At 66.4% G+C, this 24,948-nt stretch carries 25 protein-coding genes; 2 read left to right on the top strand and 23 right to left on the bottom strand.

Features of this window, described 5'->3' with window-relative positions:
- Window positions 1–35: 35 nt before the first annotated feature.
- Window positions 36–824, bottom strand: a complete 789-nt coding sequence (locus tag BM357_RS14510) for a class I SAM-dependent methyltransferase (protein ID WP_074954993.1) — start codon at window positions 822–824, stop codon at window positions 36–38.
- Between the two features lie 125 nt (window positions 825–949).
- On the opposite strand from BM357_RS14510, the gene BM357_RS14505 reads away from it, so the two are divergent.
- Window positions 950–1,186, top strand: a complete 237-nt coding sequence (locus BM357_RS14505; RefSeq protein ID WP_217647699.1) for a DUF4031 domain-containing protein — start codon at window positions 950–952, stop codon at window positions 1,184–1,186.
- Between the two features lie 152 nt (window positions 1,187–1,338).
- Complete coding sequence (locus BM357_RS19940; protein WP_175511549.1) at window positions 1,339–1,509, top strand: hypothetical protein; 171 nt, start codon at window positions 1,339–1,341, stop codon at window positions 1,507–1,509.
- An 82-nt stretch (window positions 1,510–1,591) separates the two neighbouring features.
- Here the strand turns inward: BM357_RS19940 and BM357_RS14500 are convergent, their stop codons facing one another.
- The 22 genes from BM357_RS14500 to BM357_RS14395 all read right to left on the bottom strand — a co-directional run bounded on the left by BM357_RS14500 (window position 1,592) and on the right by BM357_RS14395 (window position 24,887).
- Window positions 1,592–2,590, bottom strand: coding sequence for a DMT family transporter (locus BM357_RS14500; RefSeq protein WP_074954987.1), 999 nt, complete (start codon window positions 2,588–2,590; stop codon window positions 1,592–1,594).
- Between the two features lie 216 nt (window positions 2,591–2,806).
- Entirely contained in the window at window positions 2,807–4,255 is a 1,449-nt protein-coding gene (proS, locus tag BM357_RS14495) for a proline--tRNA ligase (protein ID WP_074954984.1), read from the bottom strand.
- Window positions 4,256–4,414: 159 nt separating this feature from the next.
- The gene (locus BM357_RS14490) at window positions 4,415–5,176 is read right to left on the bottom strand and encodes a DnaD domain-containing protein (RefSeq protein ID WP_074954981.1); all 762 of its coding nucleotides are present in this window, start codon (window positions 5,174–5,176) and stop codon (window positions 4,415–4,417) included.
- A 42-nt stretch (window positions 5,177–5,218) separates the two neighbouring features.
- The gene (gene asnS / locus BM357_RS14485; RefSeq protein WP_074954978.1) at window positions 5,219–6,514 is read right to left on the bottom strand and encodes an asparagine--tRNA ligase; all 1,296 of its coding nucleotides are present in this window, start codon (window positions 6,512–6,514) and stop codon (window positions 5,219–5,221) included.
- A 179-nt stretch (window positions 6,515–6,693) separates the two neighbouring features.
- Window positions 6,694–8,262 carry an AAA family ATPase gene (locus BM357_RS14480; RefSeq protein ID WP_175511548.1) on the bottom strand — a complete coding sequence of 523 codons (1,569 nt, stop codon included), beginning with the start codon at window positions 8,260–8,262 and terminating at the stop codon, window positions 6,694–6,696.
- On the bottom strand, window positions 8,259–8,780 hold the full coding sequence (locus BM357_RS14475; RefSeq protein WP_074954975.1) for a hypothetical protein: 522 nt from the start codon (window positions 8,778–8,780) through the stop codon (window positions 8,259–8,261). The genes BM357_RS14480 and BM357_RS14475 overlap by 4 nt, the downstream gene beginning before the upstream one ends.
- Before the next feature lie 65 nt (window positions 8,781–8,845).
- Entirely contained in the window at window positions 8,846–9,415 is a 570-nt protein-coding gene (locus BM357_RS14470; protein WP_074954972.1) for a hypothetical protein, read from the bottom strand.
- A 4-nt stretch (window positions 9,416–9,419) separates the two neighbouring features.
- Entirely contained in the window at window positions 9,420–9,605 is a 186-nt protein-coding gene (locus BM357_RS14465) for a YpmA family protein (RefSeq protein ID WP_074954968.1), read from the bottom strand.
- Window positions 9,606–9,609: 4 nt separating this feature from the next.
- Entirely contained in the window at window positions 9,610–10,392 is a 783-nt protein-coding gene (gene surE, locus BM357_RS14460) for a 5'/3'-nucleotidase SurE (RefSeq protein WP_074954965.1), read from the bottom strand.
- Window positions 10,393–10,740: 348 nt separating this feature from the next.
- Window positions 10,741–12,042, bottom strand: a complete 1,302-nt coding sequence (locus BM357_RS14455; protein ID WP_074954962.1) for an amidohydrolase — start codon at window positions 12,040–12,042, stop codon at window positions 10,741–10,743.
- Window positions 12,039–13,169: an S-methyl-5-thioribose-1-phosphate isomerase gene (mtnA, locus tag BM357_RS14450; protein ID WP_342741631.1), complete on the bottom strand. Its 1,131-nt coding sequence runs from the start codon at window positions 13,167–13,169 to the stop codon at window positions 12,039–12,041. The genes BM357_RS14455 and mtnA overlap by 4 nt, the downstream gene beginning before the upstream one ends.
- On the bottom strand, window positions 13,103–13,918 hold the full coding sequence (mtnP, locus tag BM357_RS14445) for an S-methyl-5'-thioadenosine phosphorylase (protein ID WP_245784017.1): 816 nt from the start codon (window positions 13,916–13,918) through the stop codon (window positions 13,103–13,105). The genes mtnA and mtnP overlap by 67 nt, the downstream gene beginning before the upstream one ends.
- A 73-nt stretch (window positions 13,919–13,991) precedes the next feature.
- Window positions 13,992–14,915, bottom strand: coding sequence for a non-homologous end-joining DNA ligase (gene ligD / locus BM357_RS14440; RefSeq protein WP_074954956.1), 924 nt, complete (start codon window positions 14,913–14,915; stop codon window positions 13,992–13,994).
- Entirely contained in the window at window positions 14,912–15,718 is an 807-nt protein-coding gene (ku, locus tag BM357_RS14435) for a non-homologous end joining protein Ku (protein WP_074954953.1), read from the bottom strand. Before ku ends, ligD begins: the two co-directional genes overlap by 4 nt.
- A 107-nt stretch (window positions 15,719–15,825) precedes the next feature.
- A complete protein-coding gene (locus tag BM357_RS14430) occupies window positions 15,826–18,723 on the bottom strand; it encodes an ATP-dependent DNA helicase (RefSeq protein ID WP_074954950.1) in 2,898 nt (965 codons plus the stop codon).
- A gap of 73 nt (window positions 18,724–18,796) precedes the next feature.
- Complete coding sequence (locus BM357_RS14425) at window positions 18,797–20,362, bottom strand: tetratricopeptide repeat protein (protein WP_074954947.1); 1,566 nt, start codon at window positions 20,360–20,362, stop codon at window positions 18,797–18,799.
- 101 nt (window positions 20,363–20,463) lie between these two features.
- Window positions 20,464–21,489 carry a biotin--[acetyl-CoA-carboxylase] ligase gene (locus BM357_RS14420; RefSeq protein ID WP_245784016.1) on the bottom strand — a complete coding sequence of 342 codons (1,026 nt, stop codon included), beginning with the start codon at window positions 21,487–21,489 and terminating at the stop codon, window positions 20,464–20,466.
- A complete protein-coding gene (locus tag BM357_RS14415; protein ID WP_083430557.1) occupies window positions 21,467–22,801 on the bottom strand; it encodes a tRNA nucleotidyltransferase/poly(A) polymerase-related protein in 1,335 nt (444 codons plus the stop codon). Before BM357_RS14415 ends, BM357_RS14420 begins: the two co-directional genes overlap by 23 nt.
- 22 nt (window positions 22,802–22,823) lie before the next feature.
- Window positions 22,824–23,246, bottom strand: a complete 423-nt coding sequence (locus tag BM357_RS14410; protein WP_074954938.1) for a methylglyoxal synthase — start codon at window positions 23,244–23,246, stop codon at window positions 22,824–22,826.
- 13 nt (window positions 23,247–23,259) lie between these two features.
- Window positions 23,260–24,078: a 4-hydroxy-tetrahydrodipicolinate reductase gene (dapB, locus tag BM357_RS14405; RefSeq protein WP_245784015.1), complete on the bottom strand. Its 819-nt coding sequence runs from the start codon at window positions 24,076–24,078 to the stop codon at window positions 23,260–23,262.
- Between the two features lie 2 nt (window positions 24,079–24,080).
- Complete coding sequence (locus BM357_RS14400) at window positions 24,081–24,437, bottom strand: tetratricopeptide repeat protein (protein WP_074954932.1); 357 nt, start codon at window positions 24,435–24,437, stop codon at window positions 24,081–24,083.
- 75 nt (window positions 24,438–24,512) lie between these two features.
- The gene (locus BM357_RS14395) at window positions 24,513–24,887 is read right to left on the bottom strand and encodes a nucleotide pyrophosphohydrolase (protein WP_074954929.1); all 375 of its coding nucleotides are present in this window, start codon (window positions 24,885–24,887) and stop codon (window positions 24,513–24,515) included.
- Window positions 24,888–24,948 lie beyond the last annotated feature (61 nt).

Below are 24,948 nucleotides of genomic sequence, written 5' to 3'. Positions count from 1 at the left end.
CTCCCCCTCCGCCGCGGCCGGCTCCGTGTGCCCCCTCACAACCGCTCGCACATCGCCATCCACTCATCCACGGTGATGGCCGCTACCCGCTCTTCGTTTATCTCGATGTCAAAGCAGATGCGGACGCGCTCGGGCGCCGTCCGCACGAAGGTCTCCACTGCCGCCACGTGGTGATCCGACGTCGCCATGCGCCTGACCCATGGCATGAACTCCATTCGCTTGCGGCGAGGGCGCGAACGCACGACGCGCAGCCCGGCACCGGACAGCCACGCTTCCCACTCACGGACCGACGGGCAGCGGACGTGGCTCGGATCCCGCAGCTTTTCCAGTGTGTTGAGGAAGGCCGCACACTCGGCATCCTCTGGGGCAACGTTGTCAATCAGCAACAGCTTGCCACCCGGCTTGAGCACTCGTGCCGCCTCGGCGACAAACCGGTCCGGATTCGGGAAGTGGTGCGGTGCGATTCGGCAGGTGACGGCGTCGAAGGTTTCTTCGAGAAACGGAAGGTTTTCTGCGTCTGCGATCACGAAGTCGACGTTGTGACAGCCGGCATCCCGCAGATGGCGGCGGGCCGCGTGGAGCATCGCGGGCGTCAGGTCGCTCGCCACCACCCGTGCGACACTTGGCGCCAACGTCTTGGCGACGTGTCCGCCACCTGTGGCGATGTCCAGGCAATGCCAATCCGGCTGGGGATGGAGCCACTCCACCAGGAGCGCCAGGTCGGGTCCGCGCGCGTGCGTCAGGCTGGTGACATATTCGTCCGCCGCGCGGCCGAATTGTTGCTGTACGGTGTGCTTGACGTCATGGGAGGAAGACACGGTCATCACCTCGTGGCAAGAATATACCATCCTGCGCGAGGGGCGCGTCATCGCGTATGCGGATACGTCCATCGACTTTTGTGATATATAAGGGGAAGACCGTGTACATTCTGCCCATCGGGGGATTCCGATTGATCTACACTGACGGCATTCATCTCATCTCATCCGAGAGCCTCGAGGAGCTGCACGCATTCGCCCGGCGCATCGGCCTGCCGCCGCGCTGGTTGCATAACTCGCCACGGCACCCGCACTACGATTTGCTCACCGCCGATGCGCGGGAAGCCGCCATTCGCGCCGGTGCCCAGGTGAGAAGTGCACGCCAACTGGTGGAAATTTTGCGCACCTGTTCCTACCTCCCGCGGCGTTGAACGGCCACGGCAACTTGAACGGTCATGGAAACGGAGTTCCCCTGCGCCGTCCGTGCCTGCGATGCTGTCACCGATTTGTCACCAAACCTCACTGTCTCGGGTGATGGGATAAGCATGAACTGGGAAGGTTGTCCGTAAAGGGGTGACCGACCGTGTGGAAACCGTGGAGCCGATCCCGAGGGAATGAGACGCAGGCGACAGACGTGGGTGCGTGGGAACGGTGGCTGGACGACGCCACCGCGGACGGCGCACCCTGGAGCGATGATGGCGCCGTCCCGGCAATCGGCCGAGAGCCGGCCGTCGATTTGCACACGCAGTCCTGACAATGGGGATTCGACCGCGCCATACCGACATGACACAGCCCGCTTCATCGCGTGACGAGGCGGCCTGTGTCTGTCGCTCGGTTCAGGAGGAGCTTTGCGATTCTGCTTCACGGTTTATCTGTGGGTGGCTGGACGTCGTTTGCGCCGTGAAGCTGTGGCACACCATCCCCAGCACCACCATCCCCATTCCCATGACGGCTCTCGGCGAGGGTCTGGCGTCACAGAGAAACAGCCATTCCGCAAGCGCAGTGAACAATACCTCACCGGACTGGGTCGCCTCCACGGCGGCCAATCGGATCGGATCGCCGTGTGCCCGGTCCGTGGCGGAAAAAAAGAGGACCGTCGCCACCACACCGGACAAGACGGCCACCAGCAGGGATTGAACCACTTGCCCCAAACTCGGCGGGCCGTCGATGAACATCCCATAGGCGGCCAGGGCCAACCACAGGGGCAGGCTGGCGAGGGTCATGCCGAACGTCCGCTCATAAGCGTGCAACCGTCCTCCGCACAACGCCATCATCTTGCGGTTGCCAAGCGGATAGGCGAATGCAGCGAGCAGCACGGGGACCGCCGCGAGGATGGCGTCACGCATGGGAACGCTTTTCGCCTGCTGAAACTCGACGAGGGCGATGCCCGCCAAGATGACGAGAGACATCGCGAGACTGGCGAGTGGAATGCGCGATGGAGATCCTCGCCGCCGGATGACAGGCTGGGCGGCGTCCCCCGCCGGTTCGTGGATCCAGGGTGCGACAAGGGAACCGGCGAGGATGGTGATCTGCCAGGTGCAGGCGAGAAGCCACGCGGGGCCGTAGGCTGCGGAAAAGCACAGGGGAACGTAGAACAGCCCGAACCCGACGCTGCTCCACACGAGCCACTGCACAGGGTGGCGGCGCATCTCCCGCCACAGATCGGGTGCCCGCCTGCGCATCGCCACCACAGCGCCTAAGATCGGCACCATCCACAGATAGCGTAAGGACGCACTCCACACCCAACTGCCGCCGGACAGGCTCATCTTGCGGTTGAGGAGAAACGTCGCCGCGAAGAACGCTGACGATAAGACGCCGAGCACGATACCTCTCATGCGGACCCTCCCATTCCGAATGGCCGGAGCCAATTCGTGTGTCCAGATGAGGTATGGGCTACTTTCCCAAACACCTCCAGTATACGGGAAGGGTCTTGACCGAGTGTCGTCGCGCCCCAGAGGGTCACGAAAAAATCCGCCCCAGGTCCAGGGGCGGATGTGAAGCGCGTGTGTCGTTGTCTGGGTGTTCGGCCAGGGCAGGGCCCGCAGCCGCGCTTAATACGATTTCGCGAACCAGACGGAGTGCGCGGCGGGCTTCCCGCACACCACGCAATGGTCGAGACGGGTCGGCGGATCGAACGGGATGTTGCGGCTGGTGGCTCCGCACGCCTCCTTGACGGCCTTCTCGCAGGCGTCGTCTCCGCACCAGCCCGCGAGCACAAAGCCGCGTTGGTTCTGGATGATATCCGTCAGTTGGTCGAACGACTCGGCCACGTGCTCGTTGGCTTGGCGGAACGCCAGGGCCATCTGATACAGGTTGGCCTGGATCTCGTCGAGCAGGGCCGGCAGCCGGTTGAACAGCTCCCCTTCCGGCACCGGGATCTTCTCGCCGGTGTCGCGGCGCACCAGGACCACCTGGGCTGCGTCGAGATCGCGCGGTCCCAACTCGAGCCGCACCGGAATGCCCCGCATCTCGTATTCATTGAACTTCCAGCCGGGGCTGAAGTCTTCGCGATCATCGATGCGCACGCGCAATCCGGCCGCAACCAGGCGCCGGTGGAGATCCCGCGCATGGCCGACCACCCGCTCGCGCTCCTTCTGGGGCCCGATGGGGATCACGACCACCTGCGTCGGTGCGATGCGCGGCGGCAACACGAGTCCCCGGTCGTCTCCGTGGACCATGATGAGGGCGCCAAGGATACGGGTGCTCATGCCCCACGACGTGGTGTATGCGAACTTCAAGGTGTTGTCCCGGTCGAGGAACTGGATGTTGAAGCTGCGCGAGAAATTTTGGCCCAGGTAGTGGGACGTGCCGGCCTGAAGGGCCTTGCCGTCTTTCATCATCGCCTCGATGGAGTACGTGTCCACCGCGCCCGCGAACTTCTCGAGCGGCGTCTTCTGCCCGCGGTAGACCGGTATCGCCAACACTTTCTCCACGAAGTCGGTGTACACGTCGAGCATCTGCATCGTCTCCGCCCGCGCTTCGTCCTCCGTCGCGTGGGCTGTGTGCCCTTCTTGCCACAGAAACTCGCTCGTGCGCAGAAACGGCAGAGTGCGTTTCTCCCACCGCACCACGTTGGCCCACTGATTGATCAACACCGGCAGGTCGCGGTAGGATTGAATCCACTGCGCGTACATGTGGCCGATGATGGTCTCCGACGTCGGGCGCACGGCCAGGCGCTCTTCCAACTTCTCTCCGCCCGCCTCGGTCACCCAGGGCAACTCAGGGTTGAAGCCCTCGACGTGCTCTTTCTCCTTCTCGAAGAAGCTCTCCGGGATGAACAACGGAAAGTACGCGTTGCGGTGACCCGTCGCCTTGAATCGCTGGTCCAGCTCACGCTGGCAGGCCTCCCACAGCTCATACCCGTCCGGCTTGAAGACGATGCAGCCGCGCACAGGGGCGTAGTCCATCAGGTCCGCCTTGCGGATGACATCGATGTACCAGCGGGAAAAATCTTCGCTCTGGGGCGTGATCTCTTTGACGAACTCTTTTTCTTTCGGCATATGTACCTCCTGCGGCGCCGTGCGCCATGACAAGATCAGATTGTCCACCCCGCGTGGGCCGTAAAGCCCGGGAGGCCGATCCGGACGCCGGACTTGGCCGGGCGGACGGAGTCCACGGCCGGCCAGGCGGCCGTCCATGCGCCCCCGAGGCGCGCCGGATCACACGTCCGGGAACAATTCGTAGAAGGCGTTGTACCGCTCATCCCGTTCCGGTTTCTGCACCGCCGATCCGCGGCCCTGCCGCCGGTCCGCCCGCCCCGCGGCGGTCTCGTCTTTGCCCCTTGCCCGCTCGCGGTGCTGCGCCTGATACGCCTCCAGGTCTGCCCGGCTGCGGATGTGGTGCCGCTGCCAGTCGTACAGGACGCGGTCGATGTATTTAAAGCTGTATTTGTTGGCCAGGACCGCCTCGCGCAGCGCCTCGACGATCATCCACTCGGGGTGCGCGTCCTGCTCCAGCCAGTGCCGGATCTGTTCGCACTCCAGCCCGGACAGGGGACGGCCGAACTCCTCCTCGAACAGCGTGACGATGTCCTTCGCCCGCTCCAGCTCCGCCGTCTCCGCGGCGGGACGCGCCGGCTCCCGCGGCCGCAGGGCATTCCACAGCGGGCGCAGGTCGAAGTAATTGCTGTGCGTACCGTCGGGCTCCATCCGAACGCCGATGGCGAGGAGGTTCGCTTCCACCAACGCACCGATGGTCTCCGCGACATCGTACGGGCTCATGCCGCAACGCGTGGCCAGTTCCTGGGGCGTGAGAAAATCCTTTTGTTGCACCTGGCTCGCCGCGACAATCTGCAGGAGGACCAGCAGCGGGGCGGGTTGGATGTCCAGCTCCCCCACCCTTGCCAGCAAGGCGTACGGAATGCTGACAAACGGCCCGGCGAGCACGTCCGCTTCGACCGACTGGCGTTCCGGCGGTTTCATGCTGCCACGCTCCCTCCGGCGAGGATTTCGAAAGGATGCAGCTCAAGGGTACAGCCGGTACAGCATGCGCGGGAACGGAATGGCCTCCCGGACGTGTTCCAGCCCGCAGATCCAGGCGACCGTCCGCTCCAGCCCGATGCCGAATCCAGCGTGGGGCACCGATCCGTACTTGCGAAGGTCGAGATACCAGCCGTAGGTGTCCATCGGCAGCCGATGCTCCTCGAATCGTTGGCGCATCAGGTCGTAATCGTGGATGCGCTGGCTGCCGCCGATGATCTCGCCGTAACCCTCCGGAGCGAGCAGGTCCGCGCACAGGACCACCTCCGGCCGTTCCGGGTCCGGCTGCATGTAGAACGCCTTGATCTGGGTCGGATAGCGCTCGATGAAGACCGGGCGATCGAATTGGGCCGCCAGCTCGGTCTCGTGCGGCGCGCCGAAATCGTCTCCCCACCGGATGTCGTGTCCGTGCCGTTGCAACCACGCAATGGCCTCGTCATAGGAAAGGCGCGGGAACGGCGGCTCAATCCGTTCCAACTTCGCGATATCCCGGCCGATGGTGGCAAGTTCATTTTCGCAAGTGGTCAGCACGTGGCGCACGACGTGACTGACGAACGCCTCCTGCAGCCGCACGTTGTCCTCGTGCGTATAGAACGCCATCTCTGGCTCAATCATCCAGAATTCAATCAGATGGCGACGGGTCTTGGAGCGCTCGGCTCGGAACGCCGGGCCCATGGAGTACACTTTGCCCAAGGCCATCGCCGCGGCCTCGAGGTACATCTGCCCGCTCTGCGTCAAATACGCGTCCTCATCGAAATACTGGGTGTGGAACAGCTCCGTGGTCCCTTCACAGGAAGAGGGGGTCAGCACCGGCGGATCGACGCGCGTAAAACCGTCTCCGTCGAGAAAATCGGCCATCGCCCGCATGACCTCGGCACGCACCTTCAGGATGGCGCGCTGGCGCGGCGTGCGGATCCACAGGTGGCGATGGTCGAGCAGGAAGTCGACGCCGTGCTCCTTCAGCGTGATCGGATAATCGGTGGACGTGCCCACCCGTTCCACGCGGAGGACGGACAATTCGTAACCGCCCTTCGCGCGCTCGTCGCGCCGGACCACGCCCTCCACAATCAGGGAGCACTCCTGCGTCAGGGCGTCACAGGCCGCAAACACCTCGTCACCGACTTCGCTCTTGACCGCGACGCATTGGATCACCCCGGTGCCATCCCGCACCTGAAGGAATTGAATCTTGCCGCTGGAGCGTTTGTTGTACAGCCACCCGCGCAAGGTGACCGCTTGTCCGACGTAGTCGCCGACTTTGTCGATGGTGGTAATGGGGCTCACGATTTTGCCTCCTAAGACTTGCGATCAAACGGATTATACCACATCCGCCCCTGTCGAACGGGGTCCGTCTCGGCCCCGCTTCCGGGCGCGCGAAAAAGGCCGCGGACCCAATCCTCCACGGCCTACCCTTGACGCATGGCATCGTACGCTAGCGACGGGCGTCGCTGGACACCGGGGCGTCACGCGCCGGCCTGCAACCCTTCCGTCCCAGGAACCATCCGTCCCCCGTCCGGTGCCAAGGCAGCCGCGCAGGCGGCGTTCGCCTCCGGTTGTGCCTTACGCGCGTGCACGCCTTCGAGCCACCGCCGAAACGCATCGCCGTCGACACTCTCTTCTTCCACCACGTGGCTGGCGAAAGCGGCGATATCCTCTTTGTACGGGGCGAGCAATGCCCGCGTCACCTTCTCCTGTTCGGACAGGATGTGGCGCACCTCCGTGTCGAGCACCGTCTCCGGCAGGTTCTCCTCGTCGACGATCCCGATGCGGGACAGCCCGCACCGGACCATCGTCCGCGCCAAGGAAGACGCTTGCATGAAGTCGTTCTGTGCGCCGGTGCTGCGGTTCCCGTAGTGCAACTCCTCCGCCAGGCACCCGGCAAGAGCCACGTTGATCTGCTGCTCCAACTGCTCCTTGGTGTACAGGTACCGGTCGCTCTCCGGGATTTGGCGGACAAAGCCGAGGGCGTTGCCGCGCGGCGCGATGGTGATGTGCGACACCGTGCCCGGCCGCATCAACTCACTGACGATGGCATGCCCGAGCTCGTGCACCGCCACGCGCTGCAGCTCCTCGGGCGTCGGCTTCCGCCCCGTTTTCTCCCCCATCAGGACCTTGTCCACGGCGTCGCGGAACATCTCCTGTGTGATCTCCTGTTTATTCTGACGCAACGCCATGATGGCCGCCTCGTTGACGAGGGACTCCAACTGCGCGCCGGAAAATCCGTAGGTCTCGCCGGCGATGTGCTCCAGGTCGACATCGGCGGCCAACGGCTTGCCCTGCGTCTGGATGCGCAGGATGTGCAAGCGGCCTTCCTTGTCCGGGAGATCGACCTTAATCTGCCGGTCGAACCGCCCCGGCCGCAGGAGAGCGGCGTCCAACATGTCCGGGCGGTTGGTGGCCGCCATCACGAGAACCATCGGCGTCTGGGTGGTGGACATGCCGTCCATCTCCGTCAGCAACTGGTTGAGCGTCTGATCATACTCCTGATGGCTGTGCTGGCCCCGCCGCGCCCCCAGGACGTCGATCTCGTCGATGAAGATGATGGCGCTGTCTTTGCCTTCCTTCTTTGCCAGGGCGCGCGCCCGCCGGAACAGTTCGCGCACGCGCTGTGCGCCGACGCCCACGTACATCTCCACGAATTCACTGCCCGCCGCCGACAAGAAAACCGAGTCCGTGTAGGTCGCCGCCGCCTTCGCCATCAAGGTCTTGCCCGTCCCCGGAGGCCCGGTCAACAGGATGCCCTTGAGCGGACGGATCCCGAGGGACCGGATGCGATCCCGGTACTTCAGGAAGTCGAGCGCCTCCATCAGTTCCCGCTTGGCGTGCTCCTGGCCGCCGATCTGGTCAAACGACACCTGGTGCTTGACCATCGCCTCGCGCGGCGCGACCGACACCGCGCCGCGCCGGTCCAGCATGTACCACAACGCTACCGAAATCGCCGCGAGGAAAAAGAGCGGCAGCACGTTATAACCCAAGACCGCCAGGAACACCAGCACCGCGATGGCGACACCGACGATCCACTCCTTGATCAAGACGATCCACCTCCTTGATGCAGCGTGTACGGGAGGACCTTGTACAGGTAGTGGTCGCCGCTGGACAATTGGATATAGATGTTGTGTTCGTCCATGGTCACCTTCGCCTGAACCCCCAGGCGCTTGGCCTCGTCGGCCACGTTGGCGATCATCTCCCTGTATCGGCCGCTGGCGACCCCTTCCATCAACGTCGGCGTCAGCGATTCATAGGCGGACACCAACTGCGGGCTGCGCCGGTCCTCTATCAACAAACTCTCGGGCCCGCTGATGGTGCCCGAGACGGTGTGCACAAGATCCGTGTAGGCGGTCTGGAGATCAGGCACCGGCCCCAACTGGACATGGATCACCGTGGGATTGCCGGCCTCCACTTCGACCGATTGCACGCCCTCTACCTTCTGCAGATTTTCTTGCAGCGGGCCGACGACGTTCAGGTGTTGGTACACCCGCCATGCCCCGAACAGGATGGCCAGGCTGAGGATCACGATGAAGATGACCGGTACGAGGCGGATGCGCAACATCCCAGGCCGCCTCCTCGCCGTTTCAGAATTTCTGCCATGTCCTCAGTATAGCATGGACAGACGTTTTATGTTGACAACACTTCTTTCCACAGTTCTCCGGGATCCTGCCCCTGCAGCGGACCGGAGGTCCACAGGAGCTGACCACTGTGCCCGTCGTAATACAGGAACATGCGGCGCTGGCTCGTGTCCGTCGCCTCCACCTCCCACACCACGCCGGAATCGGCATGGAAAGCGGAGGCGGATTGTGCATCGACGTACCCGACGTGCACGCTCGTGACGTGCAGGTGGTTTTTGGCCACGCGCCGGGCAATCTCGTCGCCAGGCATCACCTGGTCCGCCTGCACGGACTTCACCACGAACGGCGCAGCCGCGCCCCGGGGCGCGGGCATCACGAAGGCGTACCAACGGCGTCCGAACACGTCCTCGCCGGTGAACACCTCCTGCACGCCGGCGCCGGTGAACAGGTCGTGTCCGTCAATCCGGTCGATGGGGGTGTGATCGAGGGCGTATTGGGCCGCGGCCGTCTCCTGCCGCCATTCGCTGTCCATGTTGTTCCAGACCGCGAAGAACAGGGCGACTGCGCCCAAAAGAAGGACGAGGACGGCAGTGGTCAACCAAATTTTCCATGCGCTCATGCCATCACGCCCTGTACAGGGTCAGAACCATCTTCCCCTCCGCGTTCGGTGCTTTCGCCAGGCCGAACACGACGTTCTTGTCCTTGAGGTTCCGATTCAAAAAATCCACCAACTGATACAGATCTTCGGTGGCGGTCAGAATATGCGTTCCAATCACCGACAGCTTTCCATCCGGTTGGGTTTCCGCCATCTGTTCATCCTCCACGATTCCGCGATGAGCGCGCCATCCACGTTTCCAGCGTAGCAAGCCAATCCTGATTTGTAAATCGGTAACGCAGCGGCGTGACGCTGATGGCGCCGGTTTGCACGGTGATGACGTCAGTGGACGGCCCCCCGAGCTCCTCCACCGCCTCGCCCGCATACCGGTAGCACAGCCTGCCTTCTCCGTCCACCTCTTGCCGGAAGGCGTCCCGGTAGCCGCGGGCCCCCAGCTCGGTGGCTCGCCACGGCGCTTCCCGGAGACCCTGGGCCGGGAAATTCACGTTCAGAAAGGTGTCGGCGGGCCAGGCGTCACGCTCCTGCATGAACGCTTCCACCAATGCGAGGGCCGCTTCGGCAGCCTCATCGAAGGGCCAAGGCGGACCGCACAGGGACAGGGCCATGGCCGGCACTCGGCGCAGCGCGGCCTCTCCGGCTGCGGCCACCGTGCCGGAGTACAGCACGTCCACCGCCAAATTGGCGCCTTCGTTGATCCCGGAGACCATCCAATCGAAGGGCAGGTCCTTGCCGAGGACCGTGATGGCCCACTTCACACAATCGACGGGTGTGCCGCTCACCGCGTATGCTGCGGTCTCGCCGGCCCCGAGTTCCAGCTTCTCCACATACAGTGGACGGTGGAACGTGATGCCGTGGCTCGACGCACTCCGCTGGCGATCCGGCGCCACCACGAACACGTCCCCCAACTGGGCCATTCGGCGTGTCAGCGCGAGAATGCCCGGCGCCCGCACACCGTCGTCATTGCTGATGAGAATTCGCATGCCGGCCTCCTCTCTTGCCATGAAACGCATGTGTACCGGAGACCCCCTCGCCCATACTAGCTGTACGCGAGGAGGTGCACCTCATATGCGGTCTTCATCACCGCGGGCCCAGCGCACGCCCGATGCCGGGGCGGACCTCCGGCAGGCCGGTGAAGTCCTTCTCTGGACAGAGGCGGTGGCGTGTGCGTTTTCCTTCGGGCACCCCCGCATGGCGTTCAATTTTCGCAACGCTCTCCTGCGCGGTTGATCCACGGCACCGAGCGCTCCGGGAGCGGGCCCGCGGGTTTTCGCCCGCGGGTTCGCGCGTTTGGCGTCCTGCCCGCCCCCCGTGCGCAGGTGCTCGCGGATTCAAGCCTGCGGCCCCAGAATGGCCTCGAGGCGGCGTACCTCGTGGCGAATCCTCTCGACATCCAGCGTGACGGGCTCTCCCTGGCGCAGCAGCGGCTGGCCTGCCACGAACACATCCGTGACATCGCCTGCCCCCGCCGCGTACACGACGTTTGACAACAGGTCGTACGTCGGCAGGAAATGGACACTGTCGAGCGACAACAGGACGATGTCCGCCGCAGCCCCCGGGTTGAGCGTCCCGTGCCCGTCCGGGAGGAACACACACCGCGCGCCCGCCGAGGTCGCCATCGTGAACGCCTCGCCCGCGGTCACGGCCGTGGCGTCCTGCCGCACCCCTTTGTGCAGAGTGGCCGCTAAGCGCAGTTCTTCGAACAGGTCCAGATTGTTGTTGCTGGCTGCGCCGTCCGTCCCGATGCCGACGGTGACGCCGGCCCGCAGGAGCTCGACCACGGGCGCGACGCCGGACGCCAATTTGAGATTCGACTGCGGATTGTGCGCCACCCGCACATCCCGTTCGTGCAGGAGGGCGATATCCTCTTCCGTCAGATGGACGCAGTGCGCAGCCAACACCGGGCGATTCAGCAATCCGCAGCGTTCAGCCAACCGGATGGGCGTGCAACCGTGCTCTGCGATGCACTCGTCCACTTCCCGCTTCGTCTCGGACAGGTGGATTTGGATGGGGACACCCAGCTCCGCCGACAGCTCCGCCACCTCCGCCAAGTAATCCGGTGGACACGTGTACGGCGCATGCGGGCCCAGCGTGACCTGGATGCGCCCCTGTGCCGCCCGGTGCCACTGGGCGTGGAACGAACGGCTGTTTCGGATGCCCTGGGTCCTGTTTTGTTCGTCGAACCCCACCATGCCCCACGACAGCACCGCCCGCAGACCGCTCTCCTCCACCGCCCGGGCGGCGTCGTGCATGAAGAAGTACATGTCGGTGAAGCAGGTGGTCCCCGACTGAATCATCTCCCAGCAGGCCAGTAACGTCCCCCAGTAGACCGCCTCCCCCGTCAGCTTGGCTTCGGTGGGATAAATCCGTTCCGTCAGCCAGGCCTGGAGCGGCAGGTCGTCCCCGATGCCGCGGAGCAAGGTCATCGCCGCGTGCCCGTGGGTGTTGACCAGACCGGGGATGGCCACCGCCCGCGGGCGCGAGATCACCTCCACCTGGTCGCGCGGGCCCGGATAGACCCCCCGGCCCACGGCCAAGATCACGCCGTCCTGCCAGAGGATGTATCCGGGCTCCGGGATCACCGCGTCCGCAGACAAAACGAGGGCGCCGACCTCCAACAACACTTGGCTCATCCCCTGCCTCCTCCCTCTCTCGCACCTTCGCTTGAACGCAGCACAGCCGCCACGCGCGCGGCATCCGGCCGCTCCACCACGCCCTGCTCGGTGATGATGGCGGTGATCAGGTCCGCCGGGGTCACGTCAAACGCGGGATGCGCCGCCCGCACGCCGGGCGGTGCCAGAGGATGGCCGAGCACGTGCGTGACCTCGCGTTCCGACCGCTCTTCAATCGGAATGTGATCCCCCGAGGGGATGGTGAGATCAAAGGTGGTCGACGGCGCCGCCACGTAAAACGGAATGCCGTGGTGGCGGCACAGAACCGCCAAGCCATAGGTGCCGATTTTGTTGGCCGTGTCGCCATTCGCGGCGATGCGGTCCGCACCGACCACCACCGCGTCCACCTGTCCCTGGCGCATGAAGTGGGCGGCCATGTTGTCCGTGATCAGGGTGAACGGGATCCCGTCCGCAAGCAGTTCATACGCGGTCAAGCGCGCCCCTTGCAAAAACGGGCGCGTTTCGTCGACCCAGACATGGAGGAGCTTTCCGTCCCGATGCAGAGATCTGATCACTCCGAGGGCCGTCCCGTATGCCACCGTCGCCAGCGAGCCGGTGTTGCAATGGGTGAGGACCCGCGCCGGGCTGGAGAACAGGCGGGCACCCAGGTCTCCGATGCGCCGGTTGACCCCGATGTCCTCTGCCGCCATCGCGTCCGCCTCCGCCGCCAGGCGGGCCGCGATGTCCGCCGGCGCGCGCGATTCCGCTTCCGTCAACACCGCCTGCAGCCGCTGCATCGCCTGAAACAGGTTGACCGCGGTCGGCCGGGTGGCGGACAGCCGACGGATGGCAGCCATCACCTGTGCATCAAACCCGGCGTCTCCCGCCGCGGCCGCCTCCTGGGCGGCCAGTACCACACCGTATGCGGCCGCGATGGCGATGGCCGGTGCGCCGCGGACCTGCATCCGCTCAATGGCCTGCGCCACATCCTCCGCGCTCTGGCAGGAGATCCACACGGACTCGTGCGGCAAGCGCGTCTGGTCGAGCAAGCGCAGCGCCGTCCCTGTCCAATCGAGCGCCTTCAGGGCCGTCTCTCCCCTTCCGCCTGCCCCGTCAAGGGCGTCTGGCTGCCGACCGCGTGTGGGCACCGGCAGTCCCGTTCACCGTCCAGATGGGCGATGGTGTCGAAGAACAGCGCCCGGATCCGATGCACGTTCTTCGCCATCTCCTCCACGACCTCTTCGTGGGTCAGCGGCGTGGGGCTGATGCCCGCCCCATAATTGGTCACCATGCAGACGGTGGCATAGCACAGCTCCGCCTCCTTGGCGAGAACCACCTCGGGCACCGACGTCATGCCGACCACGGCCGCCCCCCACGACTGGTACAACCGGATCTCCTGCGGCGTCTCAAAGCGCGGTCCCTCCGCACACACGTAGGTCCCCCCGTCGTGAATGGGGATCCCCAGCCGCTCAGCCGCCTGTTTCACGGCCTGGCGCAACCTCCCGCAGTACGGGTCCGTCATGTCCACGTGCACCACCGGCCCCGATTCGAAAAACGTGGTCGGCCGCGACTTCGTGAAGTCGAGGAAACCGTCAATCAATACCAACGAACCCGGCTCGTACTTCATCTGCAGCGAACCGACGGCGGCCGTCGCCAATACCTGCGTCACGCCCAACTGCTTCAGCGCGGCGATGTTGGCGCGGTAGTTCACCTTGTGCGGCGGGATGCTGTGGCCCGTGCCGTGGCGGGGCATGAACGCCACGGACTTCCCTTGGAATGTGCCCAGGGTCACCTGGGCCTGTCCGTACGGTGTGTCGACGATCTCGGTGGTGGGAGATTCGAGCAGCGCCGGGTCGTACACCCCGGTACCGCCGATGATGGCATACTCAGCGCGCACTCGCGTCCATCCTCCTCGCCCGCAGCGTTGCCCGCTGCGCATTCACACCCGATTATACCAAAGCCTGGCCCGCTCACCAGGCCGGTGCCGGGCGTCGCTGGAGGAACGATACGATGGGCCGGAGATCGGCGCCCGGCCCGCACTGGAGCAGGTCTCCCCGTTCATGGACGCGCCGCGGCATGTTGTGCAGGGTGAAATCCTCGGGACGGCTGCCGCGGCCGAGTTCCAGGAACGTCAGAGGCGCGGAAACCGTCGCCTCCCGTCGGGCCCGCGGACTGTACGGGGCAATCAGCGTGCGCGTGGCACCGTGTTGAAGATAGTCGACGTACACCTTGTCCCCCCGGTCCTTCACCCGGCGCTCCAAGGTGACCAGGTGCGGCAGGCGCTTCAGGGCGTACTCCGCCACAGCGCGCGTGAACACCCGCGTCTGCTCGTACGTGTGCCCCGGGGCCAGGGGAATGAACAACTGCAGGCCCGTCGCCCCGGAGGTCTTCACGGCATGCGGAAGGTCGAGCCGCCCGAGCAGTTCGTGCAGGCACATCGCCACCGTTCGTACCCGCTCGAAGCCGGGCGCCGTGGGATCCAGGTCGAACGCCACGGATGTCGGCTCATTCGGCTTGCCCACTGTCGAGAATCCCACGTGCAGTTCCAGGCATCCGATGTTGGCCAGCCACAGAAGCGTCGCGACCGAGTCGACGACGACGTAATGGATCCGTTCCTGGCGATCCGGTGACCACACCGCTTCCGTCCGCACCCACTCCGGCGTCCCTGCCGGAGCGTCCTTTTGATAAAACGAGTGCCCGTGAATCCCGTCCGGAAAGCGGATCATCGTCAGCAGCCGGTCCTGCAGATGCGGCAGCATCACCGGCGCCACCTGGGCCAGGTAGCGCACGTACCCGAGTTTTGTGATCCCCGCCTCCGGCCAGAGCAGCTTGTCCGGATGGGTGATGGTCACCGGGTGTTCCGCCGGGACCTCGATTTCCGTGGACGCGCTCACGACGTCTTCTTCTTCCGCGCCGGGCGCTTGGGCTTCGTCTGTCGGATGCTCTCCTGCAGGGCTTCCATCAGATCGACGATGTTCTCCGCCCGGCGTGTCGCCGCTGCCGGCTGCGCCACTTCCTCGTTGGCGATCTTGCGTTCAATCAGGGCCATGACCTCGTTGCGGTGCTCATCCACATACTTTTCCGGTTCAAACCGGGTCGACAGCTGGTTGACGAGGGTCACAGCCATCTCCACCTCGCGGTCGCTCGGCGCAGCCTCGGCGTGCAGATTCGGCAGCTCCTCGGTCGAGCGCACCTCGTCTGGCCAGAAGAGGGTTTCCATGAGGATGACGCCCTCATGAACCCGGACGCACGCCAAGGTCTCGCGGTTGCGCAGCACCGTCCGCGCAATGGCGATCTTCCCCGTCTCCCGCATCGCCCGTTCCAACAACCGGTAGGCCTTGACACCCGACGCCTCCGGAGCCAGGTAGTACGTCCGGTCGTAGTAAACGGGGTCAATCTCCGTGAGTTCGACGAAGTCGACGATGTCGATGGTCTGGGAACGGGCCTTTTTCACGGCCTGCAGGTCTTCTTCGTCGAGCACGACGAACCGGTTCGGCTCATATTCGAATCCGCGCACAATCTCTTCCCACGGCACCGGCCGGTTGCACGTGGGGCAGGTGCGCTGGTATTCAATGGGGGTCTTGCAGGCCTTGTGCAGGTAGCGGAACTTCACATCCTTCGACTCCGTGGCCGCAAACATGCGCACGGGGACGTTGACCAAACCGAAACTGATGGAACCTTTCCACATGGTGTGCATGGGGGCACCTCCTCGCGTCCGCTCACGGTGTAGTGTGGGCAAGCGCGAGGGGTTCATACGGCCGACCTGCGCCCGGGACGGGACCGACCGGATGCGGCCGGACCGGTTCAGCCCGGGGTCCTCTGGCCGCGCAGAAAGGCGGCCGCGCGGGCGAGGACGTCTCGCTCCCGACCGGTGACGGCGCGCAGCCCGGGGATGGACCGGATGAAGGTGCGGCCGTACGCGTGCGTGATGATCCGTTTGTCGAACACCACGACGACGCCGCGATCATCCACGGTGCGGATCAGGCGCCCCACGCCCTGCCGGAACCGGACGACCGCGTCGGGCAGGCTGTGGAATGCGAACGGATTGAGGCCCTCGGCCTCCAAGCGTTCACAGCGCGCCTGGTGCACGGGATGCGACGGCGGCGAGAAGGGCAGGCGGACGATGACCAGGGCCACCAGTTGATCCCCCGGCAGGTCGATGCCTTCCCAGAACGACTGCGTGCCGAACAGCACCGAACGGGGATTCTTCCTGAAGGCGTCGAGCAGTTGCGTGCGTCCGCCGTCGACACCCTGGGCGTACACGACGATGCCGTGCGGCGCGAGCGCGGGCCGCGCCCGCTCGGCGGTGGCCCGCAGCAGCGCGTGGCTGGTGAACAGGGCCAACAGGCGCCCGCCGCTGACCCGGGCGAGTTGGACGATAGACTCCCCCACCCAGGGCGCCGCTTCTTCCGGTTCCATGCGCGCCAGCTCCGGGACGTCAGTCGGCACGCACAACAGCGCCTGGCGCGACATGGAGAACGGCGAAGCCACCGTCAGCGTCCTCAGGCGCCCTTCCTTCTGCGCGCCCGCCAGGCCAAAGCGGCGGACGGCGTGGTGAAACTCCCCGTCGACGGTGAGCGTCGCCGAGGTCAGGATGACCGACGACGTGGCGTCGAACAGGTACTCCCTGAGGATGGACGCCACGTCGATGGGCGCGCGGTGCAGACTGATGCGCAGCGGCCCGGAGGCGGACCCCTCCCGAGGCCCGGCCTGCACCCAGGTGACCCAGGCTTCGTCCGCCAAATGGGCGCCCTCCATCAGCACCCGGAGTTGGTCGGTCAGCGCCATCAGGAAGCCGCGGGCGTCCACCAGCCGGCCGGAGAGGTCGGCGTCGTCCACCTGGGCCGCGTCCTCGAGGCGCGCGGCGATTCGTTCGAGTTCCCGAATCTGGTCGCCCAATTGCTGCGTCTGTTCCTGATACGCCTGCCACGCTGCCGCCGATTGCACCGCCGGTGTCAGACGAAGTTCCGACTGTCCCGGCGGCACCAGGGCGGCCAGTGCCGTGAAGGCAGCCTCCACGCATTTGCGCACGTCCGCGAGCCGCTCGAGCAGTTGCTCCAATGGGCCCGCTACCCGCTGCGCCGCCGATTCAGCCCCCTGCAGGCGGTGCAGCAATTCCGGGATGACGCCGCTGCGGCCGCCTTCGCGCGCCAAGCGCTGCATCATCGCCGCGATGGCGCCCCAGTGCACCTCGTCCCCGAGATGGCGCGTGGCCTCCTCTTCCAAGTGGTGGGCCTCGTCGACAATCAGTTTGTCATAGCGCGGAAGCACCCGGCGTTCCGCCTTCAGATCGGAGAACACCAGCGAATGGTTGGCGATGACCACGTCCGCTTGGTACGCCCGGCCCCGTGCCCGGAAGTAGTAACACGGTTTGAAAAACGGGCACCGTTTGCCGATGCACGTCTCCGTTTCGCTCTGCACGCGCGACCACACCTCGTGCATGCGGCCGTGCACCGGCAGTTCCTCCCGGTCTCCGGTCTCCGTCTCCACCAACCAGGCCAGCAGCCGCAGATACGCCTCCAACTCCCCCGGGTCGGTCGCCCAGTTCGCGGTGTGGACCTCCTGCTGCAGCTTGCGCATGCACACGTAGTGCGTCCGTCCCTTGAGCACCGCCAGTTCCAACGGGTGTTCGATTACGCTGCGCAACAACGGAAAGTCCCGGTGTTCAATCTGATCCTGCAGCGCGATGGTGTGCGTCGAGACCACGACGCGCGTGTCCCGGGACAGGGCGTACAGGGCCGCGGGCACGAGGTAGGCGAGGGATTTCCCGGTCCCTGTCCCCGCCTCCACCATTAAATGGGCGTCCGCATCCAGCGCCTCGCGCACGGCGCGCGCCATCTCCAGTTGTCCCTGCCGGACCTGAAACCCAGGGAGGCGGCTCGCGAACGGGCCCTCCGGCCCCAACAGATCCTCGGCCAGGGGCCACGCGTCCGCCACCCCGTCCGCCCGCGCAGGAGATGCATCCGGTGCATCCACATCACCGGCGGATGGTGCGCCAGTGGCGTCGGCCTCCTCGTCTGTGTCCCCCGCGTCGACATCCGCGCTTGTCCGCACCATCCGCTTCCCGTCCGCGGCATCGCCCGACTCGGCCAGGCCGGCGGCGGGATCGTCGCGAAACACGAGGGACTGAATCTGCCGGCAGCCCTCGGGCAAGGCCAAGCCAGCCCGCGCTTGGCGCTGTTCGGCAGCCCATTGGAGCCAGTCCGCGAACGGCCTCGACAGAAACAGCGCGATGTGCGCCATCTGTTGGAGGGTGTGGACAGGCAGCCGCAGCGCACGGTCCGTCAACGCCTCCCACAACCGGCGGGACGGGTTGTCCGGCGCGGCGTCCTCCGCGTCTTCCGCCGCCTCAGCGGGCAGGTGCACGACGGAGGTCCACTCCGGGGCCAAAATGCGGGCCATCTGGGTGAGATCCAGGACGTCGGCGGCGTCGGGCCACACCACCGCTCCCCGGAACATCTCGTCCAAACGCTCCAGGGTGGTCGTGCTCTCGATGGCCAGCGTGGCTCCGCCGGCCAGATGTTCGGCAAAGGCCGTCCAGGCCTCGTCCGCCGAATCCTCGCCCCGTTTGGCCCCGCGCCCGGACGGCGGCGTGATCCGTTGCAGGGTGTCGGTCCACACCCCGTCCTGCCAGCATGCGGCGTCCAACGAGGGTATGGCTCCGTCTTGCCGGGTGTTCAGGTGAACGACGATGACCTTCACCCATCCGCCTCCCCTGCGTGTCCGTCCAATGTCCCTCCCATTGTACCAGACACGGCGACGGATGGCGGCGATGTCAGGAGGGGTCCGGGGAATTCAGTTGGCGGGCGCGGTCCTGCCACTTCTCCGCCTCGAGCGGGCGGCCGAGCCGCTTTGCCGTCTCCGCCAGCGCGGAGAGGATGGCGGCATTCGGTGCACCCCAGGCGGCAGCCGCCTTCAGATATCGTTCCGCCTGTTCGGGGCAATCCGCGTCCAGCATGGCCCGGCCGTACCAATACAGGGCCAGCCGCCGTACGGCCGGCCGGACGTCCTTGGCGGCGCGAAGGAACCGGGTATGGGCCTGACGGCGCTCGCCCCGTTCCAGGCTGACCTTCCCGAGGGCGATCCAGACGAGCGACTTGTTGGGGTACTTGGCGAGGCAGCGGGTCAATACCCGTTCGGCCCGATCCAGGTCGCCCGCCAGGAGCAGCACCACCCCGAGTTGCACCATGGCCGCGGCGTCCTCGCGGCAAACCGCAAGCCGCTTTTGCAGCAACGCCAGGGCTTCCTCCGTCTTTCCCTGTTGAAGCCTGGCCCATGCCAACAAAGACCATGCCGAACCTTCATCCGGTCGGGCGCGGATCACCGCCTGGCAGGCCCGTGCACACGCGTCCCACTCGCCCTTCACCCGATGCAGGTGCGCGGTCAGGAGCGTCAGATCCGCGTGGCGCGGGTGCTCCGACAGTGCCTGGCGGCAGGTACTTTCGGCGTCGGCGATGTGGTTGCGGGCGAACTGGACGGCCGCGAGCACGCACGCGGCCTCGGCGTCATGGGGATCGAGGGCGAGGGCCAGCGCCGCGCACCGCTCGGCGGCCGCCAGGTCACCCAGTTTGGCGTAACAGAGGGAGAGATTGAACCAAGCGTCGGGGTACTTGGGGAGGGTGGCCGTGACGCGAGCGAGCGCTTGCAACGCCAATTCGGTCCGCCCGGCGGCCAGGTGGATCTGCGCCTCAATTTCGCGCGTGGCGCAGAAGACGAGCGGGTCGGTGACATACTTGCGCAGGTGGTCCAACTGGGCCATGGCGTCCTCGCTCCGCCCCTCCGCCGCGTAGGAGGCAGCCAGGTACAGCCGGGCTAGGGGCGTCTCCGCGCCCTGCACCACCTGCTCCAGGGCGGTGGCAGCGTCCCGGAACATGGCGAGATCGAAATAGCCCAGCCCCTTACGGAACTGGACGGACACAGGAGGAGTATCGTCGAAACCGAGCTGCGCCCACACAGGCGCCGATGGCGGATCGGCCTTGTGGCCTTGCCCGGCGGCCAACCGCACCATGGGCGCCGCGGGACTTGGGCCCCGATGGGCGCGGGCCGTGCGGCTCTCGCCGGGGCTCTGTCCGTCCGCCCGGGCCTGTGCGGGCGCCGCGGCCACCGGCGCCTGGTCGAGGGATGCGGGCTCGAGCAGGCCGTCGGGCAGGTCATAGGTGTGGATCAAGTCGGTGATCTGCTCCTCCAGTGTCATCCAGTGGTCGATGTACTGCTCGCCCAACTGGCGCAGGCAGTACAACTCTTCGGCGAGATAGCGGCGGAGGTCGGCGTCCGCCGTCGCCAACTGCTTCCGAATCCGGTCCACGGCGCGAAACAGCAAGGCGAACCCCGCGTCAAACACACGCCACTCCCCCTTTCGTCCGTAGATTGAACGGACGACTGGCGCATTATGCGCGTGTTTCCAGGCGGTGTTTGCCTTCCAGGCTTCAACGGAAATAGAACTCAATGGGAGAAGAGGACTTCCCCGGTATGGAGGACGATCCGCTGCCCGTCCGCGCCATCCATGTGCAGCGCTCCGGACTCATCCACCGCGAGGGCCCGGCCTTCCACCACCCCGCGCGGGGTCTCGACCCGTACCCACTGCCCCAGCGTGACGCAGGCATCGCTCCACTCGTCCATGACGCGGGCGAACCCCTCCCCCGTCTCGGCCAGCCCGCGGTACAACGGGTCAAACTGGTTGCACACCTCGGCGCACAGAAGCGCGAGCGGCATCTGCCGGCCCGTCATGGCCAGGATGGAGGTGGCCCGATCCCGCAGTTCCTCAGGGAACGCATCGTGCCGGATGTTGGCGTTGATCCCGATGCCCACCACCGCGTGCTCGACCAGCTCCCCTTCGGCCCGGATCTCGGCGAGGACGCCGCAGACCTTTCGCCCCTTCATCAACAGGTCGTTCGGCCACTTGATGTCCGGGGCCGCCTCGGCCACACGCGCGATGGCCCGCCGGACGGCGACGCTCGCCAGGAGGGTGAGCTCCGGGGCACGCCGAAGCGGCAGGGGGCGAGTGAGGACCAGCGAAAACCACAGACCCTCCGGGGGAGAGAACCAAACTCGTCCGCGCCGCCCGCGTCCGCCCCGCTGGCGGCCCGCCGCGACGAGAAACCCGTTCGGTGCGCCGCGGCGCGCCCATTCGCTCGCCAGCGTGTTGGTGGAGTCGACTTCATCGTGCCAGATCCCCCGCCTGCCCAGCTCCGTTCCGGAATCCAGGTGCCGGCGGACGAGCACGGGCAGGGCCTTGTCCGGAACGGCCTTGAGCCGGTGGCCCAACCGCGGCGTCGATTCGATGACGAAATCCTGGTCCACGAGGGCCTGCACGTGTTTCCAGATGGCCGTGCGCGACAGGCCGGTCTTCTCGCTCAGCGCCGTGCCGGACACGAAGGCGCCAGCGGCGTCGAGCAAGGCGTCCGCGACGGCCTCGCGCGCCTCCTCCGCGTCGGCCCGGCGCGGGTCATTCATCCACGCGTCTCCCACGGTGCTCCTCCTTTCGAGTCCTCTGCGCCTCCTCCGCCTCCGCGGCCCACCGGCGCGCCAGCGGCATCAGCTCGGCCGGGTCGTTCGCCACGTCCCCGCGCAGGATGGCCTCCACCAATCGTTCTCTCACCTGGCCGATGGCCGGGCCCTGCAGGCCGAGGGCGAGGAGGGTGCGGCCGTCGACGGCCAGGTCCCCGATGTGGCGCAGCGGCTGCTGGGCAGCGTATGACTTGTACGACGCCATGCGCGGGCACGGGCCGTCCGGACGCTCCCACCAGTCGAGGAGGCGGCACGCGATGGCCAGTGCTGGCGGATGTTCGCGCCACAGGGCGAACCGCCATTGAACCGGAGAAAATCCGGCGGGATCGTCCGCCATCGCCGCCAGCGCGCGCGTCGCCAAGCGGCCGATCCGCACCGGCCAGCGGACGGCACGGGCCAGTGCCGCAGCCGTCTCGGGCGGACAGCCGGCGGCGAACGCCCATACGGCGAGACTGGCCGCCTGCCGCTCCTCTTCGCTCCAGGGCGCAGACCGTCTCACGGCACGCGGCCATGCCGCGAGGTGTGCGGGCAGACCGGCCAACCGGGCAAAGCCCGGATACAGGTTCGGCCAAGGCGGCGGCAGTTGGTGCAGGTACGGACCGCGGGCCAAGGCGTCGGCCACCGGACCCCAGCCCGCTCGCGCGATGCGGGCGAGTTCCTGGCCGATGCGCTCGAGGGAGATCCGTCCCAGCCTGTGCGTTTCGCGCTCCATGGCGGCCTGCGTCGCAGGGTCCAGCGTGAACCCGAGCTCGGCTGCGAACCGGAGGCCGCGCAGGATGCGCAGACCGTCCTCGGCGAACCGCTCCGCAGCCTCACCCACCGCCCGGATGCGACGCCGCACCAGGTCCTGTGCCCCGCCGAACGGATCCACCAGGCGTCCTGCAGTATCCATCGCCATGGCGTTGACGGTGAAATCGCGCCGCGCCAGATCCGCCTCAATCCGGTTCGTGAAGCGGACCCGGTCCGGATGGCGGCCGTCCGAATAGCCATCCTCGACGCGAAAGGTCGTCACCTCGACGGGCAGGCCGGACGCCGAGGCGGGCAGGACGGTGACGGTCCCGTGGCGGATTCCGGTGGGGATGGTGCGCTCGAAAAGGGCCGCGACCTGTGCCGGCCGGGCGTCGGTGGCGACATCGTAATCGTGGCAGGGACGCTCGAGCAAGCGGTCGCGCACCCCGCCGCCGACGACAAACGCTTGGAATCCGGCGGCCTCCAGTGTTCCGAGCACCTCTTCCACATGGGGCGGCCATCCTGCCCCTCGTCCGGCAGCCATGACGCGGGCTCCGACTCCCCGCTCAGCGGTCCGCGCCGTCTGCCGAATCGTCGTGCAGCACGCGCCGCCAATCGAGGTCGCCCCGCTCCAATCCGCGCAACAAGGCTTCGGCGGTGGCGAGGTTGGTCGCCACGGGCACGTTGTGGACGTCGCACAGGCGCAACAGCGCGGTGATATCCGGCTCGTGCGGTTGGGCGGTCAACGGATCGCGGAGGAACACCACCATGTCGATGACGTCTTCCGCGATGCGCGCGCCGATCTGCTGGTCGCCGCCGAGGGGGCCGGAGAGCACCCGGTGCACCGTCAGTCCGGTGGCTTCGGCGATCCGCTGGCCCGTGGTGCCGGTCGCGTACAGCGTCGCCTGCGCGAAGATGTGGCGGTAGGCGATGACGAAGTTGACCAAGCTGTCCTTCATCCGGTCGTGGGCAATCAGGGCGATGTTCATACCGCGTTCCTCCTCACCACAGCAGGTGTTCGAGCCCGTAGACCATGCCCCGGACCTCGCGGACGCGGGCGCAGGCCAACAGCGCGCCGGGCATGAAGCTGGTCCGCGACAGGGAATCGTGGCGGATGGTCAGCACCTCGCCGGCCCCGCCGAAGATGACCTCCTGGTGCGCCACGAGCCCGGGCAGGCGGACGCTGTGAATGGGGACGCCTTGATAGGACCATCCGCGTGCGGGCGCCGCGTCTGTCACAGTGATGCCCGCGGCGGAGACGCGATGGGCGGCGGGATCGCCCGCGGCGTCTTCCCGGTGCGCGGCCATCTGTTCGGCGGTGCGCCGGGCCGTTCCCGAGGGCGCGTCCTTCTTGCCGTCGTGATGCATCTCGATGATCTCGGCGCGGGTGAAGAACCGCGCCGCCTCGGCCGCAAAACGCATCATCAACAGGGCGCCGATGGCGAAATTGGGGGCGGCGATGCCACCGATCCCCTGGCGCAGGCACGCCTCGTTCCAGCGCGCCACATCCTCCGGCGTATAGCCGGTGGCGCCCACGACCGGGGAGACGCCGAAGGCGATGCAGCGGTCGACATGGTGAACAACGCTGCGGGCGTCCGTAAAATCGAGCCAGACGTCCGGATGAGCTTCCATCAACAGGCGCTCCGGGTCGTCGTACACCGGGCACGTGTACTGCCCGGATGCCTGGGCTTGTCCCGCGTCGCGGACCAAAACGGCGACCGTGTCAAAGCGATCGTCCGCCGCCAGCGCCCGGAGGGCTTCCGAGCCCATTTTGCCGCCGGCGCCGGCGACGGCGACCGTGATGCGATGGCGCGAAGCCAATCTCATTCCTCCTCTCCCAGCCGCACACGGACCGGGTCATCGATGGTGTCGCTCTCCGGCGGCGCATCCGCCGCCGCAGTGTCGGAGCAGGCCGGATGGGCCTGCACCCAGGCGGCCAGCACCAGCCGGAGATGTTCTTGATAGAGCACGTTTTCCGGGTCCAACCGGGCGGCATCCGCCGCCCAGGCCAGCGCCGGTTCCCAATCTTCATTGCGCAGCGCGGTCACGGAGGCGTGAAAGTAACACGCCGGGTTGTCCGGGTCGCAGGCGATGGCGCGCCGGAACGCCTCCATGGCGCGGTTGAAATCGCGAATGTAGAGGTAAGAAAAGGCCACCTTCAACCAACGTTCCCCGAGCATGGCCGCCACCTCCCGCTGCCAGCGTATGCGCGGGTCAAGCAGCGGACTGTGCCGTCGCCCAAGCCTTGCCCGTCCTCAAGGCGTGTCTGTGCGCCCCGCCGCTTCCTGCCGGGAATCGGCAGACGGCGTTCCGATGCGCGTCCACCGGTCGCGATCGCGCGTGCGAAACTTGTCCATCACACCGGTGAATGCTTGTTCGAGGTCAATTCCGAGGCGATTCGCCAGGCACGTGATGACGAACAGGAGGTCGCCCAATTCCAGCGCGATGCTGCCCTCCGGTTCGTCCGGCTTTTTCGGCTTTTCCCCGTGCAGGTGATTGACCTCGCGCGCCAGTTCCCCCAACTCTTCCGCCAAGCGGACCACCAGGGTCATCGGCGTGAAATACCCTTCCTTGAACTGGCGGATGTACGCGTCGACCTCCTCCTGCATGCCGCGCACGGTCAGAGCCATCCCCATCCCTCCTGTCCGCACCTTCACGTTCCTACCTTACTATACCGCGGGGCGCCCTGAC

This window comes from Paenalicyclobacillus macrosporangiidus (genome assembly GCF_900116805.1).
In the GTDB taxonomy this organism is placed as follows: Bacteria; Bacillota; Bacilli; order Alicyclobacillales; family Alicyclobacillaceae; genus Alicyclobacillus_H; species Alicyclobacillus_H macrosporangiidus.
This window is presented reverse-complemented; position numbering and strand designations above follow the sequence as displayed.

Excerpts from the sequence above, each read along its gene's own strand:
- BM357_RS14510 (WP_074954993.1), bottom strand. The coding sequence starts at position 824 with ATGACCGTGTCTTCCTCCCATGACGTCAAGCACACCGTACAGCAACAA.
- BM357_RS14500 (WP_074954987.1), bottom strand. The coding sequence starts at position 2,590 with ATGAGAGGTATCGTGCTCGGCGTCTTATCGTCAGCGTTCTTCGCGGCG.
- proS (WP_074954984.1), bottom strand. The coding sequence starts at position 4,255 with ATGCCGAAAGAAAAAGAGTTCGTCAAAGAGATCACGCCCCAGAGCGAA.
- BM357_RS14490 (WP_074954981.1), bottom strand. The coding sequence starts at position 5,176 with ATGAAACCGCCGGAACGCCAGTCGGTCGAAGCGGACGTGCTCGCCGGG.
- BM357_RS14475 (WP_074954975.1), bottom strand. The coding sequence starts at position 8,780 with ATGTTGCGCATCCGCCTCGTACCGGTCATCTTCATCGTGATCCTCAGC.
- BM357_RS14470 (WP_074954972.1), bottom strand. The coding sequence starts at position 9,415 with ATGAGCGCATGGAAAATTTGGTTGACCACTGCCGTCCTCGTCCTTCTT.
- BM357_RS14465 (WP_074954968.1), bottom strand. The coding sequence starts at position 9,605 with ATGGCGGAAACCCAACCGGATGGAAAGCTGTCGGTGATTGGAACGCAT.
- surE (WP_074954965.1), bottom strand. The coding sequence starts at position 10,392 with ATGCGAATTCTCATCAGCAATGACGACGGTGTGCGGGCGCCGGGCATT.
- BM357_RS14455 (WP_074954962.1), bottom strand. The coding sequence starts at position 12,042 with ATGAGCCAAGTGTTGTTGGAGGTCGGCGCCCTCGTTTTGTCTGCGGAC.
- ku (WP_074954953.1), bottom strand. The coding sequence starts at position 15,718 with ATGCACACCATGTGGAAAGGTTCCATCAGTTTCGGTTTGGTCAACGTC.
- BM357_RS14415 (WP_083430557.1), bottom strand. The coding sequence starts at position 22,801 with ATGGCTGCCGGACGAGGGGCAGGATGGCCGCCCCATGTGGAAGAGGTG.
- BM357_RS14410 (WP_074954938.1), bottom strand. The coding sequence starts at position 23,246 with ATGAACATCGCCCTGATTGCCCACGACCGGATGAAGGACAGCTTGGTC.
- BM357_RS14400 (WP_074954932.1), bottom strand. The coding sequence starts at position 24,437 with ATGCTCGGGGAACGTTGGTTGAAGGTGGCCTTTTCTTACCTCTACATT.
- BM357_RS14395 (WP_074954929.1), bottom strand. The coding sequence starts at position 24,887 with ATGGCTCTGACCGTGCGCGGCATGCAGGAGGAGGTCGACGCGTACATC.